At 70.6% G+C, this 14,166-nt stretch carries 13 protein-coding genes; 5 read left to right on the forward strand and 8 right to left on the reverse strand.

Annotated features, from left to right (window positions below):
* Positions 1–7 precede the first annotated feature (7 nt).
* Together AB0383_RS35860 and AB0383_RS35865 are read right to left on the reverse strand one after the other, a co-directional pair.
* Positions 8–1,084: an ABC transporter ATP-binding protein gene (locus tag AB0383_RS35860; RefSeq protein WP_366189677.1), complete on the reverse strand. Its 1,077-nt coding sequence runs from the start codon at positions 1,082–1,084 to the stop codon at positions 8–10.
* 33 nt (positions 1,085–1,117) lie between these two features.
* Positions 1,118–2,539 (reverse strand): gamma-aminobutyraldehyde dehydrogenase, encoded by a 1,422-nt coding sequence (locus tag AB0383_RS35865; protein WP_366189678.1) that lies wholly within the window; start codon positions 2,537–2,539, stop codon positions 1,118–1,120.
* Between the two features lie 114 nt (positions 2,540–2,653).
* Here AB0383_RS35865 and AB0383_RS35870 point away from each other — a divergent pair, with 114 nt between their 5' ends.
* Both AB0383_RS35870 and AB0383_RS35875 read left to right on the forward strand, forming a co-directional pair.
* The gene (locus tag AB0383_RS35870) at positions 2,654–3,397 is read left to right on the forward strand and encodes an FCD domain-containing protein (protein ID WP_364187730.1); all 744 of its coding nucleotides are present in this window, start codon (positions 2,654–2,656) and stop codon (positions 3,395–3,397) included.
* Positions 3,398–3,429: 32 nt separating this feature from the next.
* The gene (locus AB0383_RS35875; protein WP_364187733.1) at positions 3,430–4,185 is read left to right on the forward strand and encodes a cache domain-containing protein; all 756 of its coding nucleotides are present in this window, start codon (positions 3,430–3,432) and stop codon (positions 4,183–4,185) included.
* A gap of 18 nt (positions 4,186–4,203) precedes the next feature.
* On the opposite strand, the gene AB0383_RS35880 is transcribed toward AB0383_RS35875, so the two are convergent.
* Positions 4,204–5,643, reverse strand: coding sequence for a PucR family transcriptional regulator (locus tag AB0383_RS35880; RefSeq protein WP_366189679.1), 1,440 nt, complete (start codon positions 5,641–5,643; stop codon positions 4,204–4,206).
* 106 nt (positions 5,644–5,749) lie between these two features.
* On the opposite strand from AB0383_RS35880, the gene gabT reads away from it, so the two are divergent.
* Both gabT and AB0383_RS35890 read left to right on the forward strand, forming a co-directional pair.
* Positions 5,750–7,102, forward strand: coding sequence for a 4-aminobutyrate--2-oxoglutarate transaminase (gabT, locus tag AB0383_RS35885; RefSeq protein ID WP_364187739.1), 1,353 nt, complete (start codon positions 5,750–5,752; stop codon positions 7,100–7,102).
* The gene (locus AB0383_RS35890; RefSeq protein ID WP_366189680.1) at positions 7,099–8,526 is read left to right on the forward strand and encodes an aldehyde dehydrogenase family protein; all 1,428 of its coding nucleotides are present in this window, start codon (positions 7,099–7,101) and stop codon (positions 8,524–8,526) included. Before gabT ends, AB0383_RS35890 begins: the two co-directional genes overlap by 4 nt.
* Before the next feature lie 42 nt (positions 8,527–8,568).
* On the opposite strand, the gene AB0383_RS35895 is transcribed toward AB0383_RS35890, so the two are convergent.
* From AB0383_RS35895 to AB0383_RS35905, 3 genes are read right to left on the reverse strand one after another with little or no spacing between them, the layout of a single operon-like run.
* A complete protein-coding gene (locus tag AB0383_RS35895) occupies positions 8,569–9,147 on the reverse strand; it encodes a hypothetical protein (RefSeq protein ID WP_366189681.1) in 579 nt (192 codons plus the stop codon).
* A complete protein-coding gene (locus tag AB0383_RS35900; protein WP_366189682.1) occupies positions 9,144–9,914 on the reverse strand; it encodes a helical backbone metal receptor in 771 nt (256 codons plus the stop codon). The genes AB0383_RS35895 and AB0383_RS35900 overlap by 4 nt, the downstream gene beginning before the upstream one ends.
* Positions 9,911–11,311 carry an RNB domain-containing ribonuclease gene (locus tag AB0383_RS35905; protein WP_366189683.1) on the reverse strand — a complete coding sequence of 467 codons (1,401 nt, stop codon included), beginning with the start codon at positions 11,309–11,311 and terminating at the stop codon, positions 9,911–9,913. Before AB0383_RS35905 ends, AB0383_RS35900 begins: the two co-directional genes overlap by 4 nt.
* Before the next feature lie 126 nt (positions 11,312–11,437).
* Between AB0383_RS35905 and AB0383_RS35910 the strand changes: the two genes are divergently transcribed.
* The gene (locus AB0383_RS35910; protein WP_366189684.1) at positions 11,438–12,400 is read left to right on the forward strand and encodes an AAA family ATPase; all 963 of its coding nucleotides are present in this window, start codon (positions 11,438–11,440) and stop codon (positions 12,398–12,400) included.
* Positions 12,401–13,446: 1,046 nt separating this feature from the next.
* Here AB0383_RS35910 and AB0383_RS35915 read toward each other — a convergent pair.
* Positions 13,447–13,644 (reverse strand): hypothetical protein, encoded by a 198-nt coding sequence (locus AB0383_RS35915; protein WP_364187756.1) that lies wholly within the window; start codon positions 13,642–13,644, stop codon positions 13,447–13,449.
* A 24-nt stretch (positions 13,645–13,668) separates the two neighbouring features.
* On the reverse strand, positions 13,669–14,040 hold the full coding sequence (locus AB0383_RS35920; protein ID WP_366189685.1) for a hypothetical protein: 372 nt from the start codon (positions 14,038–14,040) through the stop codon (positions 13,669–13,671).
* Positions 14,041–14,166 lie beyond the last annotated feature (126 nt).

Raw genomic sequence — 14,166 nt, forward strand, 5'->3', positions numbered from 1 at the left:
GTGAGAACTAGCCGGCTTCGGGGACCCGGAAACTGTGTTCGTGGCGCCACCGCAGACGGACCCGGCCGTCGGCGAACTCGGTCGGGTCACTGGTGTTCTGGCGGACCACGGACAACTGACCCCCCGCATCGAGCGCGACAGCGTAGCGCACTGTAGATCCGGCGTATACGACATCCGTGACGATTCCGGTCGCCGAAGTCTCGCCTGGACCGGCCGGTGACGCAAGATCAGCATCGATGCGAATTTTCTCCGGCCGGATGCTGTACACGCCGGGCTTGCCGATCACCGCTTCGGCCCCACGCCCGCTGAGCAGGTTGGACGTGCCGACGAAGCCGGCGACGAACGCGCTGGCCGGTCTCTCGTACACCTCCACCGGGGTGCCGACCTGTTCGATCCGCCCGGCGTTGAACACCGCGATGCGGTCGCTCATGGTCAGCGCCTCGTCCTGGTCGTGCGTCACGAACACGAAGGTGATCCCGACCTCGCGCTGGATCTGCTTGAGCTCGATCTGCATCGCTTGTCGCAGCTTGAGGTCGAGCGCTCCCAGCGGTTCGTCGAGCAGCAGTACCTTCGGGCGGTTCACCAGGGCCCGCGCGAGAGCGACGCGCTGGCGCTGACCACCCGAGAGCTGCGAAGGCTTGCGGTCGCCGTACTCCCCCAGCCGCACGGTCGCCAGGGCTTCCGCGGCGCGTCGCTTGCGCTCGGCCTTGGCGACCCGCTTGACCTTGAGGCCGTACTCCACGTTCTGTCGCACGGACATGTGCGGGAAGAGCGCGTAATCCTGGAACACGGTGTTCACGTCGCGCGCGAACGGCGCGAGCTGGCTGACGTCCCGGCCGGCCAGCTCGATGGTGCCCGCGGTGGGCAGCTCGAAGCCGGCGATCATGCGCAGCACCGTGGTCTTCCCCGAGCCCGACGGGCCGAGCATGGAGAAGAACTCACCGGGCGGGATGTCGAGGTCGACGCCGTCGACGGCGCGGACCTTGTCGAAGTGCTTCTGCAGCCCGGTGAGCCGGATGGCCGGCTCACCGCCGCCGCGCGGCCGGTCGGGCCGGCGGGCGGCAGCGGGCGCTTGGTGGGGCATGGCGGGCCTTCCCGTGGATCTCGTCACCAGTACCTACAGCGCGCTCATGACGTGCTTGACGCGGGTGTAGTCCTCGAGGCCGTACAGCGAGAGATCCTTGCCGTAGCCCGACTTCTTGAACCCACCGTGGGGCATCTCGGCGACGAGCGGGATGTGGGTGTTGATCCACACGCACCCGAAGTCGAGCTTGGCGGACACGCGCATGGCACGCTGGTGGTCCTTGGTCCAGATCGAGGAAGCGAGGCCGTAGGGCACGCCGTTGGCCGCCTTCACCGCGTCGGCCTCGTCCGAGAAGCGCTGCACGGTGATCACGGGGCCGAAGACCTCGTTCTGGGTGATCTCGTCGTCCTGCGTGACGCCGGAGACCACGGTGGCTTCGTAGAAGAAGCCCTCGTCGCCGGCGCGTCGCCCTCCACAGTGGACGGTGGCGTGCCCGGGCAGGCGGTCGATGAAGCCGGACACCTTCTCCAGCTGCGCGGCGTTGTTGAGCGGGCCGAACGCGGCGGTGTCGTCGTCGGGCTTGCCGGTCTTGTTGGCCTCGGCCTGGCGCGACAGGGCGGCGACGAACGTGTCGTGCACGTCGTCGGACACCAGCACGCGCGTGGCGGCGGTGCAGTCCTGCCCGGCGTTGAAGTAGCCCGCCATCGCGATGGTCTCGGCGGCGGCTTCGAGGTCGGCGTCTTCGAACACGATCACGGGCGCCTTGCCGCCCAGCTCGAGGTGCACGCGCTTGACATCGCGGGCCGCAGCACCCGCGACCTCGATGCCGGCGCGCACCGAGCCGGTGATCGACACCATCGCGGGGATCGGGTGCGCTACCAGCGCGCGGCCGGAGTCGCGGTCGCCGGTCACTACGTTGAACACGCCCGGCGGCAGGAACTCACCGCAGATCTCGGCCAGCAGCAGCGTGGACGCCGGCGTGGTGTCCGACGGCTTGAGCACCACGGTGTTGCCCGCCGCGAGCGCCGGCGCGATCTTCCAGATCGCCATGAGCAGCGGGTAGTTCCACGGCGTCACCTGCGCGCAGACGCCCACGGGCTCGCGGCGGATGAAGGACGTGTGGCCTTCCATGTACTCGCCGGCCGCGCGGCCTTCGAGCACGCGCGCTGCGCCGGCGAAGAAGCGCAGCTGGTCGACGATCATCGGCAGCTCTTCGGACATGGTGAGCGCCACCGGCTTGCCGGTGTTCTGCGACTCGACGCGCACGAGCTCCTCGCCGCGGGCCTCGACGGCGTCGGCGATCTTCAGGAGCGCGAGCTGGCGCTGGGCCGGCGTGGTCTCCTTCCAGCTCTCGAACGCCTCCGCCGCGACCTTGAGCGCGTGGTCGATGTCTTCGGCGCTCGCCACCGGCGCGGTGCAGTACGCGCGGCCGGTGACCGGGTCCACGATTTCGAGGACCTTCCCGGACTGCGAGTCGACGAACTTCCCGCCGACGTAGTGCTTCAATTCCTGCACGCGTGCGCCTCCTGACTCTCCGTGGCAGGGTGAAACATATAACTCCATATTTCACATGACAAGGTCCTGGGGCACTATTGGCCCCAATCGCACTCCGAGACGGGTGGGCCCACGATGCGCAAGGAGATGTCGAACAGCGCACGACTGGCGATGTTCGCTCCGCTCGACCACCTCGGCCGCGCCGAGGCGGTCGCGGCCCGGCTGCTCGACGCCATCACCCTGGGTCTCCTCGACGACGCCGAGCAGCTGCCGAGCGAAGTCGAGCTGGCCGCGCAGTTCCGCGTGTCCACCGTGACGGTCCGTGAAGCGCTCGCCGTGCTGCGGCAGCAGGGGCTGGTCGAGACCAGGCGCGGGCGCGGCGGCGGCAGCTTCGTGCGCACGCCCGCATGGCCGGCGCCGAGCTCGTGGGCGCAGCGCCTGCGGCTCGTCTCGCTCGCGGATCTGCGCGACTTCGGCGACCACTACCTCGCCGTGGCCGGGTCCGCGGCCAAGCTCGCGTCGGAACGCAGCTCGCCCGAAGACCTGGACCGACTGCGCCTGACCAGCGAAGACCTTCTCGGCGCGACCGGCCCCGAGGCGACGCGCGCCGAACGGCACTTCCACCTCGAGATCGCGGCGGCCGCGCAGTCGCCGCGGCTCACCAACCAGGAGGTCCAACTGCAGGGCGAACACGGCGGGTTGCTCTGGGTGCCCCTCGACGGCGAGGACACCTGCCGCCAGTCCTACGCTGAGCACCACGCGATCGTCACCGCGATCGCGGCGGCCGACGGCGATCTGGCCCGCAAGCTGACCGAGGAGCACATCCTGAGCGCGCTCGACCGGCTCGTGGATCTGCACTTAAGCCTCGAAACGCCGTAAGCTTCGATGACCCCGCGATCGAGGTGAGCATCGTGACCGACACCCGCACGTTGACTGGCGACGAAGTCGTCGCACAGGTATCCGCGCTGGTCGAGGAGATCTTCGAGCGGCTCAAGCCAGTGCTGGCCGCGGCCGAGACGCTGCTGGCCGAGCCCGGCGGCGCCGGTTCCGGCACGCTCCACGGCATCCGGCCGCAGGTGCTGGAGGCCCTCGGCGGCCTCGTGATCGGCGCCGGGTTCGTGAGCGCGCCCCACGTGTTGTCGGACCAGGAGTTCGGCTTCGAGTGGTGGACCACCACCGGTTCGGACGACAGTGGTTCCGACGACGCCGTGCCGGAGCAGCTGTTCATCAGCCTCGACCCGGAAAGCCCGAACTTCCTCGACTACACGCGCCAGTCGTGGTTCACCGTGCCGCGCGACAGCGGCCGGCGCCACATCAACGGCCCGTACGTCGACTATCTCTGCACCGATGAGTACACGCTCACGTTCACACTGCCCGTGTACCGCGACGGTTCGTTTGCCGGCGTGGTGGGCGCGGACGTCTACGTGCGCGAGTTCGAGCGCACGGTGAGCCGGCGGCTGCGTTCGCTGGGCCGGCGCGCTGCTCTGCTCAACGCACAGGGGCGCGTGATCGTGTCGAACAGCGTCCGGCAGGCGACGGGCTCTCTGGTGCGAGAGGTCGATGTGCCGGCGTGGTGGACGTCGGGCGCGGAACCGCAGACGATGTCGGGTGGCGCGACTTTGCGCCGGTGCGGGGATTCGCCGATCGCGTTGCTCGTCAGCGTGTGATTCTCAGCGGGTGATCTCTCAGCGCGTGACCTGGAGCGCGAGCCAGAGTTCGGCCCTGGTGCCCGGGGAGTCGAGATCCTGACCGAGGAGTTCGGCGGCCTTGGTGATGCGGTTGCGCAGGGTGTGGCGGTGAATGTGCAGCTGCGTGGCGGCGCGGTCCCAGTGGCCGTGGTTTTCGAGCCAGCAGCGCAGGGACTCCTCCAGCTCGCCGCGGCCGGACTCGTCGTGGGTGCGCAGCGGGTTCAGCAGCTCGTGAGCAAAGGCCTGGGCGGCAAGGGGATCCAGGAGGTTGAGCAGGCCCCTGCCGGCGTGATCGGCGTAGCGCAGGAGCGGAATGTCCTGGCTGCGTGCGGTTTCGGCCGCCTGCCGGGCCTGGCGCAGCGCTGCCGGGAACTCGGTGGCGTCGCCGACGCCGACATGGCAACCGCCGACTTCGGCGGCCACGGTGAGCACGCGGTCGGCGTCGTCGGTCGCGGCGACGAGGAGCGACTCGGAGTGGGCGAAGAACACTTGCCCGGCAACGGGTTCCAGGCGGTCGTAGAGCGCGGTCCGCGCGGTGGGCCGGCCCGCGACGGCGAGCACGGCCCACGGTTGCGGCGGCGCGCCCTGCACGGTGCGCAGCACGTCGAGCGCGAGGGCTTCCCGGCCGTCGGTGAACAGGTCGAGGAGGCCGGTGCGCAGCCGGGAGATCGCACCGCGTTGGGCACGATCCTGTTCCAGGGCAAGGGAAAGCAGCGAGACCGCCGTGTTCACGATGTGGCGACCGGTCGGGTCGAGTGGTTCGGTCGTGCCGACCGCGAGCGCGCCGCGCGTGTGCAAGGTCTGGAGCACGACCTCCTGCTCCCCCAGCGTGACAACCCGTGTGCCGGCGCGCAGGTCCTTGACGTCGAGCTGTTCCCCGTGTGTGCGAGCGGCTGCGGAGGAGACTTCGCGGAGGTGGCCGGCGGCGTCGAAGAGCACGACCCAGCCCTCGATGAGCCGGGCGAGCCGGCGCACGACACCCGCCGCGCCCGTCTTTCCGACGGCGGTGCGGGTGAGTTCCTGCTGGGCGCGGCCGATGCGGACGGTCGCGGCGTACTCTTCGGCCGCGACCGCGCGGGAGACGGCGCGGGTGATGGCGATGAAGGGCGTCTTGCGGGGCACTTCGAGCACCGGGAGGCCGATCTCGTCGGCGGTTTCGACCAGGGTGCGCGGCACGTGCTCGTGGCTGAGCCCGACGCCGAAGCCGAGCCCGGCGGTGCCCGCTTCGACGAGGCGGCGGACGTAGGCCTCGGAGGTCGTGTCGTCGAGGGCCAGGCCCGTGGTGAGCAGGAGCTCGCCGCCTTCGAGGAAGGCGTGCGGGTCGGTGAGCTCGGTCGGGTGCACCCAGCCGATCGGGCGATCGAGGCCGGCCTCCCCCGCGACCACGCGGAGGGCGAGCGACCGCTGTTCGGTGAGCGCGCGGAGGGTGAGTGCCATAGTGGCCAAGTTTACGCGCAGTTTTGGACATCTTGGCCAGCAGACGCCGTCGCCTGGCCGCCGCATCCTGGGAGGTGACCCAGCCCGCCTCCCAGGAGTTGAGCCCATGACCACGACCACCGAGCCCCTGGTGGCCCCGGCGCCCGTCGCGCGTCGGCTGCGCACCGAAATCCCCGGCCCGGCTTCTCGCGCGTTGCAGGAGCGGCGCACGGCCGCGGTGGCAGCGGGGGTGAGCTCGACGCTGCCCGCGTACATCACGTCGGCCGGCGGCGGTCTGCTGACCGATGCCGACGGCAACGTGCTCATCGACTTCGGCTCCGGCATCGCCGTGACGAACGTGGGCCACTCCGCGCCGGCCGTGGTCGACCGGGTGCGTGAGCAGGCGGGCCTGTTCACGCACACGTGTTTCATGGTCACGCCGTACGAGGGTTACGTCGAGGTGTGCGAGGCGCTGGCGGAGCTGACGCCGGGTGACCACGCGAAGAAGTCGGTGCTGTTCAACTCCGGTGCGGAGGCCGTGGAGAACGCGGTGAAGATCGCGCGCGTCGCGACCGGGCGGCAGGCCGTGGTGGTGTTCGACCACGCCTACCACGGGCGGACGAACCTGACGATGGCGTTGACCGCGAAATCGGTGCCCTACAAGCACGGCTTCGGCCCGTTCGCGCCCGAGGTGTACCGCGTGCCGGGGTCGTACCCGTACCGCGACGGGCTTGCGGGTCCGGAGGCCGCGCGGATCGCGATCGACCGGATCGAGAAGCAGATCGGCGGCGACCAGGTGGCGGCCGTGGTGATCGAGCCGATCCAGGGTGAGGGTGGGTTCATCGAGCCGGCGCCGGGGTTCCTGCCGGCGCTTTCCTCGTGGTGCAGCGAGAACGGCGTGGTGTTCGTGGCCGACGAGGTGCAGACGGGCTTCTGCCGCACCGGCGACTGGTTCGCGTCGTCGCGCGAAGGCGTGGTGCCGGACTTGATCGCGACAGCCAAGGGCATCGCGGCGGGCCTGCCGCTGTCGGCCGTGACCGGGCGTGCGGAGCTGCTCGACGCGGTCGGTCCCGGTGGTCTTGGCGGGACCTATGGCGGCAACCCGATCGCGTGCGCCGCGGCCCTGGGTTCGATCGAGACGATGCGGTCTTCGGATCTGGCGTCGTCGGCTCGGCGCGTCGAGGAGGTCGTGCTGCCGCGGCTGCGGACGCTGGCCGCCGAGACGGGCGTGATCGGCGACGTGCGCGGTCGGGGCGCGATGGTGGCCGCGGAATTCGTTCGCGCCGGCACCTCCGAGCCGGACGCCGACCTCACCAAGCGCGTCGCGGCGGCGTGTCACGCGCTCGGCGTGGTGGTGCTGACCTGCGGGACCTACGGCAACGTCATCCGGCTGCTGCCGCCGCTTTCCCTGTCCGACGAACTGCTCGACGAGGGCCTGTCCGTCCTCGAGCACGCGGTCCGCACGGAGGTGCGCAAGTGACTGTTCCCTTTTGGATCGCCGGCAAGCCGGTGACCAGTTCTTCGACCGCGGTCGTCCGCCATTCCTACGACGGCAGTGAAGCCGGCTCGCACTTCGTGCCGACCGCCTCGGACGTCGAGGCAGCGGTGGCCGCGGCGGCTTCGGTGGCCGACGAGTTCGCTGTTACGCCCGCGCACGTGCGAGCGGGGGCGTTGGACCACGTGTCCCGTTCGTTGAGTCAGCGGGCCGACGAGATCGCGCGCCTCATCACAGCCGAGTCGGGCAAGCCGTTGAAGTGGTCGCGGGGCGAGGTGGGGCGCGCGGTGTCGACGTTCCGCTGGGCCGCCGAAGAGGCCCGCCGGTTCTCGGGCGAGCTGCAGCGCCTGGACACGGACCCGGGCGGCACCGGCCGGATGGCCTTGGTGCGCCGGGTGCCTCGCGGACCGGTGCTGGGGATCACGCCGTTCAACTTCCCACTGAACCTGGTGGCGCACAAGGTTGCGCCGGCCATCGCGGTCGGCGCGCCGATCGTGCTGAAGCCGGCGCCCGCGACGCCACTGACGGCGTTGCTGCTGGGTGAGATCCTGGCGGAGACGGGGTTGCCGGCGGGGAGCTGGTCGATTCTGCCGCTGGGCAACGAGGAGACGGCCGCTCTGGTTCGCGATCCGCGGCTGCCCGTGGTTTCGTTCACGGGGTCGGTGCCGGTCGGCTGGTCGATCCGGGACAGCGTGCCACGCAAGCACGTCGCCCTGGAGCTGGGCGGCAACGGCGCCGTGCTGGTCTGTCCGGATTGGACGGACCTGGACTTCGCGGCGCAGCGGATCGCGACGTTCTCGATGTACCAGGCGGGGCAGTCGTGCATCTCGGTGCAGCGGGTTTACGTGCACACGGAGGTGTACGACGAGCTGGAGTCTCGGGTTTTGGCGCAGGTCGCTGCTTTGCGCACGGGCGACCCGGCTGCTGACGGGGTGGATGTCGGCCCGCTGATCAACGAGTCCGCTGCTTCGCGGGTTGCTTCGTGGGTTTCGGACGCTGTCTCCGCCGGCGCTTCTCTGCTCACCGGCGGCGGCCGTTCCGGGGCGACAGTGGAGCCGACGGTGCTGTCCGGGGTGCCGGAAGACGCGGCGGTGATGGCCGAGGAGGTGTTCGGGCCGGTGGTTTCGTTGATCCGTGTGTCCTCTGTGGACGATGGCGTCTCGCGGATCAACGCTTCGCGCTTCGGCCTCCAGGCCGGCGTCTTCACGCGCGACCTGCCGACGGCGTTCGACGTCTCCGCCCGACTGAAGGTGGGCGGCGTGCTGATCGGCGACGTCCCCAGCTTCCGTGCCGACCAGATGCCATACGGCGGTGTCAAGGACTCCGGCGTCGGCCGCGAGGGCCCGGCGGCCGCGATGGCGGATTTCACGGAGGAACGCGTGACGGTGTTGACCGGGTTGACGCTGTAGAGGCATTTCGCTGATGGGCCGCTCATTTTTCGGGGCGGCCCATCAGTCGCCTTTCAGGTACCGACCCCAGAACGCGATCTTCGGCGGCCGCCACTCCGCGGACAGGGGCTCGGCGAACTCGCGGACGACGTAGTTCAGCAGATCGGTGCCGTAGCAGATGATGTCGAAGCCGTACATCGAAAGCACCGGGCTGCCAGTGGTGCCGCGTCCACCGGGGACGTAGCGGTGGGCGTAGATCGGCACCATCGGGGCCGCCGCGCGGAGACGACGGCGGAACGCGCCCACGGCGTCGTGCGGGGTGGCCGGGCGGTTGCCCCAACGCGACTCCCAATGGCCGTCGCGGACGAGGTCGACGACGAAGTCCGTCTCCCAGTCGAGGTGGGCCCGGAGGGTGGCCGGATCGCCGTTGCGCCAGTCGGGCCAGGGCTGTTTCCAGGTTTGGCCTTCTTCGCGCGGGGACTCGACGGGGAGTCCGGTGGCGAGGAAGTCCCGGTGGTCGTCGGCGAATTCGATGTCGTACTGGGCCTCGATGCGGTCGAACTCGGCGTCGGTGAGACCCGGTATGCGGCAGCAGTCCAGCGCCGCGAGCAGGCCCGCGGCGCGGACGCCGAGGGCCGTCACAGGTCGGCCAAAGCGCGAGTCAGCGCGCTGTGCGCTTCGACGAGGGACGGGCCGTACCAGGTCAGGTAGCGGCCAGAGACCAGCAGTGGGCGGAAGTCCGGGAAGAAGCCCGGGCCGTCGTCCGCCGTGAACTCGTAGGGTTCGTCCGGCAGTACCACGAGGTCGGCGGAGGCCGCCTGCAACTCGGCCAACGGCGGGCGCGGGTATCGGTCTTCGGCGTCGGCATACGCGTTGGCCACGCCGACGCGGCGGAGGACGTCGCCGGCGAAGGTGTCGCGGCCGAGGACGATCCAGGGTTTGCGCCAGACCGGGATCACGGCGTGGTGGCGGATCGGGACGGTGGTGCGCCAGAGTTCTTCGGCGTGGACGAGCCATTCCGGTTCGTCCAGCTCGTAGACCTGGGTGAGGAGCCGGCGCAGCGAGCCCAGAGCGGCGGGCACGGAAGCGGCCGCCGCCATGACGAACACGGGGATCCCGTTGGCGCGCAACCGTTGTACGTCTTCGGGGCGGTTCTCCTCCGAGTTCGCCAGCACGAGATCGGGATCAAGCGCCAGGACGTCGTCGATCTTCGGGTACTTCGAGCCGCCCACGCGCGGAACGTCCAAATCGGACGGATGCGTGCAGTAGTCCGTGGCACCGACGAGCCGGGCGGGCGCGCTGATCTCCACGGCTTCCGTCAGCGAGGGCACCAGGGACACCACTCGCACCGGCGGGCCGGACAGCGGGACCGGTTCGCCCAGGTCGTCGACGAGTTCGGTGCTCCTCATACGCGTTCGAACGACACCTTCCGCTTATCGACGTCCACGGCGGTCAGGCGAACGCCGATCCGTTCGCCTTCAGGGAACTTCTCGCCGGTGCACTTGGCCATCACCGGCGGGTCCTCCACGAGGATCTCCGCGCGCGTCTCCTCCGCGCGCAGCACCACCGCGGTGAACTCGCGCCCGACGCGTTCTGCCAGGACCCACGCCTCCACCTGGTCGATGCAGGCGCGTTCGACGCGGGCGGCGAGACTGTCCGAAGCGGACATCTGCAACGGCACCTCCGCGAGCGCCTCACGAACCCACGACGGCACCTCGCGCCCGGCCGTGACGGCGAGGCAGACCTCCGTGCCGAAGCGGTCGACCAGGCGACGAATGGGTGCGGTGACGTGGGCGTACGCGCCGCCGATGCCCGCGTGAGTGGTCAAAGCGGGCAGGGACCCGTCGAAGGACGTGTATCCCGCGCCGCGCAGAAGCCGCGTGGTGTCAGCGAAGATGGCCATCGACGAGGGCTGTCCGGGGTCCAAAGAGGACAGGAACTCCGAAACGCCGAGCCCCGCCGGCCAGGCGACGCCCACGACCGACGCCGAGCGGCGCAGCCACTCCACGGCGTCCGGCTCGGGTGGCGGCAGCGTCCGCAGCACGCCGACGCGGGCTTCGAGCATGATCTGTGCCGCGGCCATGCCGGTGAGCAGCGAGATCTCGGCGTTCCACGCGTCGACGGCGGTGCGCGGACGACGGGCCAGCGCCCAGCCGCCGTCGGGGTCGCCGCTGATCTCCTGCTCCGGCAGCTGTAATTCCACGGCCCCGCGCTGCACGGCCAGCTCGCGCCGCAGCCGGCCGAGCTCCGGCAGCGCAGCGACGGACGGGTGCGGAGTGCCCGCGTCGAGCGAGGCCTGCACGCTCTCGTAGTCGAGTTGTTCGGTCGAGCGCACCAGCGCGCGGCGCACGCGGGTGGCGACGGGCTCGCCCGCGGCGTCGACGTCGACGGTCCAGAGCACGGCCGCGCGCACCTCGCCGGGCAGCAGGCTCGCGGCGCCTTCGGACAGGACGGTGGGGTGGAGCGGGACGTTGCCGTCGGGCAGGTAGAGCGTCTGGCCGCGGCGGCGGGCCTCGTGGTCGAGCGCGCCACCGGGCGGCACGAAGGCGGCGAGGTCGGCGATGGCGTAGTGCACGCGGAAGCCGCCCCCGGTGCGTTCGACGACCATCGCCTGGTCGAGATCCTTGGCGCCGGGCGGGTCGATCGTCACGAACGGCAGGTCCGTGGCGTCCTCGCGGCCCTCGGCGCGCGCGGAGAGCACGGCGGCCTCCGCCTCGGCCAGCACCTCGGGACCGAACGATTCCGGCAACGAGAACTCCGTCCGGAGCCGACCGAAGTCCCCTCCCGACGCGGGTGTCCTGATCACGAGTGGCACCACACAACAGTATCCCGCCCGACGGCCGCCGATCGCCCGTTCGGGCGCGAGCCGCGCGGGTGTACGTTGATCCTTGCTGTAATGAAAACCATCTTCATTTTGTGAAAGGGTTTCGCCGTGAAGATCGCGTTCGTCGGCAAGGGCGGCAGCGGGAAGACCACGCTCTCGTCGCTGTTCGTCTCCTACCTGGCCGACGCCGGCAAACCGGTGCTGGCCATCGACGCCGACATCAACCAGCACCTCGCCGTCGCCCTCGGCGCGACCGAGGAGGAAACGCTCGCGTGGCCCACACTGGGCGACAACATGGCGCTGATCAAGGACTACCTGCGCGGCGACAACCCGCGTATCCCCTCCGCGTCGGCGATGATTAAAACCACGCCACCGGGCCGCGGATCGCGCCTGGTCACGCCGTTCGAGGACAACCCCGTCACCGACGCGTGCTTCCGGTTTTTGGGCGACGTGCGCTTGGGTGTCACGGGCCAGTTCGACGAGGACGACCTCGGCGTGGCGTGCTACCACTCGAAGGTCGGCGCCGCGGAGCTGCTGCTCAACCACCTGGTCGACGGCCCGAGCGAGTACGTGGTGATGGACATGACCGCTGGCGCCGACGCCTTCGCGTCCGGCCTGTTCACGCGCTTCGACGTGACGTTCCTGGTCTGCGAGCCGACGCTGCGCAGCGTCGGCGTGTACCGCCAGTACGCCGACCACGCGCGCGACTTCGGCGTGCACCTGGTGGCGGTGGGGAACAAGGTGACGGATGCGGAGGATGTGGCTTTTCTGCAGTCCTCGCTGGGCCCGGCTTTGCTGGGCTGGCTGGAGTCTTCGGGACACGTCCGGGCCGGCGAGCGCGGCGCTTCGCGTCCGATCGGGGAACTGGAACCGCACAACCTGGGGACGCTCGCGTCGATGCTGTCGACGGTGGACGGCGTGACCCGCGACTGGGCTCGCTACCAACGCCAAGCCGTGGACTTCCACCTGCGCAACGCGCGGGCCTGGGGCAACGGCCGGACGGGCGAGGACCTCGAGGCGCAGGTGGACCCGGAGTTCGTGTTGGGGCCGGGGGTTTCGACGTCTTTGTGAGGTTGTGGTCTGTGGGCTCCGCGGCTCGAGTGCCGGCGCATCGGTCGGGCTCGGCGCGCGGAGCCGGGCCGGGCGGCGACGTGCGCTCCGCGGGCGACGGTTCAGGCCGGCGCACCGGCCGGGCCTCGGTACGCCGAACCCGGCCTGGCGACGACATGTGCTCCGCGGGCGACGGTTCAAACCGGCGCACCAGCCGAGACTCAACACGCCGAACCCGACTGGGCGACGACGTGCGCTCCGCGGGCGACGGTTCAGGCCGGCGCACCGGCCGAGCCTCGACACGCCGAACCCGACCAGGCGAGGACGTGCACCCCGCAGACAACCGCTCAAACCAGCCCACCAGCCGAGCCTCAACACGCCGAACCCGGCCTGGCGGCGACATGTGCTCCGCGGGCAACCGCTCAAACCCAGCCCACCGGCCGAACCTCAACACGCCGAACACGACTGGGCGACGACATGCGCTCCGCGGGCGACGGTTCAGGCCGGCGCACCGGCCGAGCCTCGACACGCCGAACACGACCAGGCGAGGACGTGCACCCCGCAGACAACCGCTCAAACCAGCCCACCAGCCGAGCCTCAACACGCCGAACCCGGCCTGGCGACGACATGTGCTCCGCGGGCAACCGCTCAAACCAGCGCACCAGCCGAGCCCCAGCACGCCGAACCGACTGGGCGACGACGTGCGCTCCGCAGACAACCGCTCAAACCAGCCCACCAGCCGAGCCTCAGCACGCCGAGCCCGACCGCGACGTGCCGGCCGATGATCGTGGCCAGCCCGTGCCTCAGTTCGGCGGCAATTCCGGAACACTGAGCCGGCCCGGGCAGTGACGTGCCGGCCGGGTCGATCTTACAACTGCGGTATCAGCCCCGGTTTCGGCGGCGATTCCGGTGCTGTGGGCTGACCTGCCCTGGGCGGCGAAGTGCCGACCGAGTCTGGCGACGCAAACCGTCGCGGGCCTGCCCCGGGCCGAGATCAGGCGCGCCGGATACCGCGGGCAGACCTCGGCGGGCCGGGCCGGATGGACCCGGCCCGACGTGGCGCGCGGTCAGTCGCCGTCCCATTCGCGGTCGGCGACGTCGGCCTGCCGGTTGCGCTCGCGGGCGATGTCGAGGGCGCGGCGGGCAGTGGCCTCGTCGGGGTAGGGCCCGAGGAGGTCGATGCTCCGGCTGCGTTGCAGGTGTTCCACCTCGTGGGTGCGGGTGTTGTAGTACCAGCCGGGGTCCGGGTTGGGGTCGTCAGCCATGCGTCCAGCCTGACACCCGGCAGGTCACTTGCGCCAGCGGAACGGGATCTCGGTCGGGTCGCCGGTGGGGCCGAACTCGCCGCCGTCGGGGTCGTCGCCGTTGGGGGGTGTGGCGGTTTGCGGTGGGGTGTTGGGGTTGTCGGGGTGCTGGTCGAACCAACCGCGCACCTGGGGGATGCCGCGTGGCGGGGTGGGGGTTTCGTCGGCGGGGTGGCTTTGGGGTGCGTTGGGCCGCTGTCCGTGGGCCGTCTGCTCCGAGAACCCCAACGGCACATCCCTCACCTGCGCCCCCTCCGCCTGCCCCCGCTGCCCCGCCAGCTTCCTCTCCATCGACGACGGCTGCGGTAACCCCGGCTTCTCCCGAGCGGGCTGGGTCATCTCGGGCACCACCGGCACCACCGGCTCCTTCCCGGGAAACACCGGCGGCGCAGCGCGATACACCCGCGCCGCGGCAGGCGGCGGTGCCACCGGTCCGGTCTCCTGGCCGGGGAACACAGGCAGGGGCCGGCCATCGGGTCCTAG

The organism is Amycolatopsis sp. NPDC051373 (genome assembly GCF_040689465.1).
In the GTDB taxonomy this organism is placed as follows: Bacteria; Actinomycetota; Actinomycetes; order Mycobacteriales; family Pseudonocardiaceae; genus Amycolatopsis.

Coding starts and splice junctions, on each gene's coding strand:
- AB0383_RS35860 (WP_366189677.1), bottom strand. CDS start 1,084: ATGCCCCACCAAGCGCCCGCTGCCGCCCGCCGGCCCGACCGGCCGCGC.
- AB0383_RS35870 (WP_364187730.1), top strand. CDS start 2,654: ATGCGCAAGGAGATGTCGAACAGCGCACGACTGGCGATGTTCGCTCCG.
- AB0383_RS35880 (WP_366189679.1), bottom strand. CDS start 5,643: ATGGCACTCACCCTCCGCGCGCTCACCGAACAGCGGTCGCTCGCCCTC.
- gabT (WP_364187739.1), top strand. CDS start 5,750: ATGACCACGACCACCGAGCCCCTGGTGGCCCCGGCGCCCGTCGCGCGT.
- AB0383_RS35900 (WP_366189682.1), bottom strand. CDS start 9,914: ATGAGGAGCACCGAACTCGTCGACGACCTGGGCGAACCGGTCCCGCTG.
- AB0383_RS35915 (WP_364187756.1), bottom strand. CDS start 13,644: ATGGCTGACGACCCCAACCCGGACCCCGGCTGGTACTACAACACCCGC.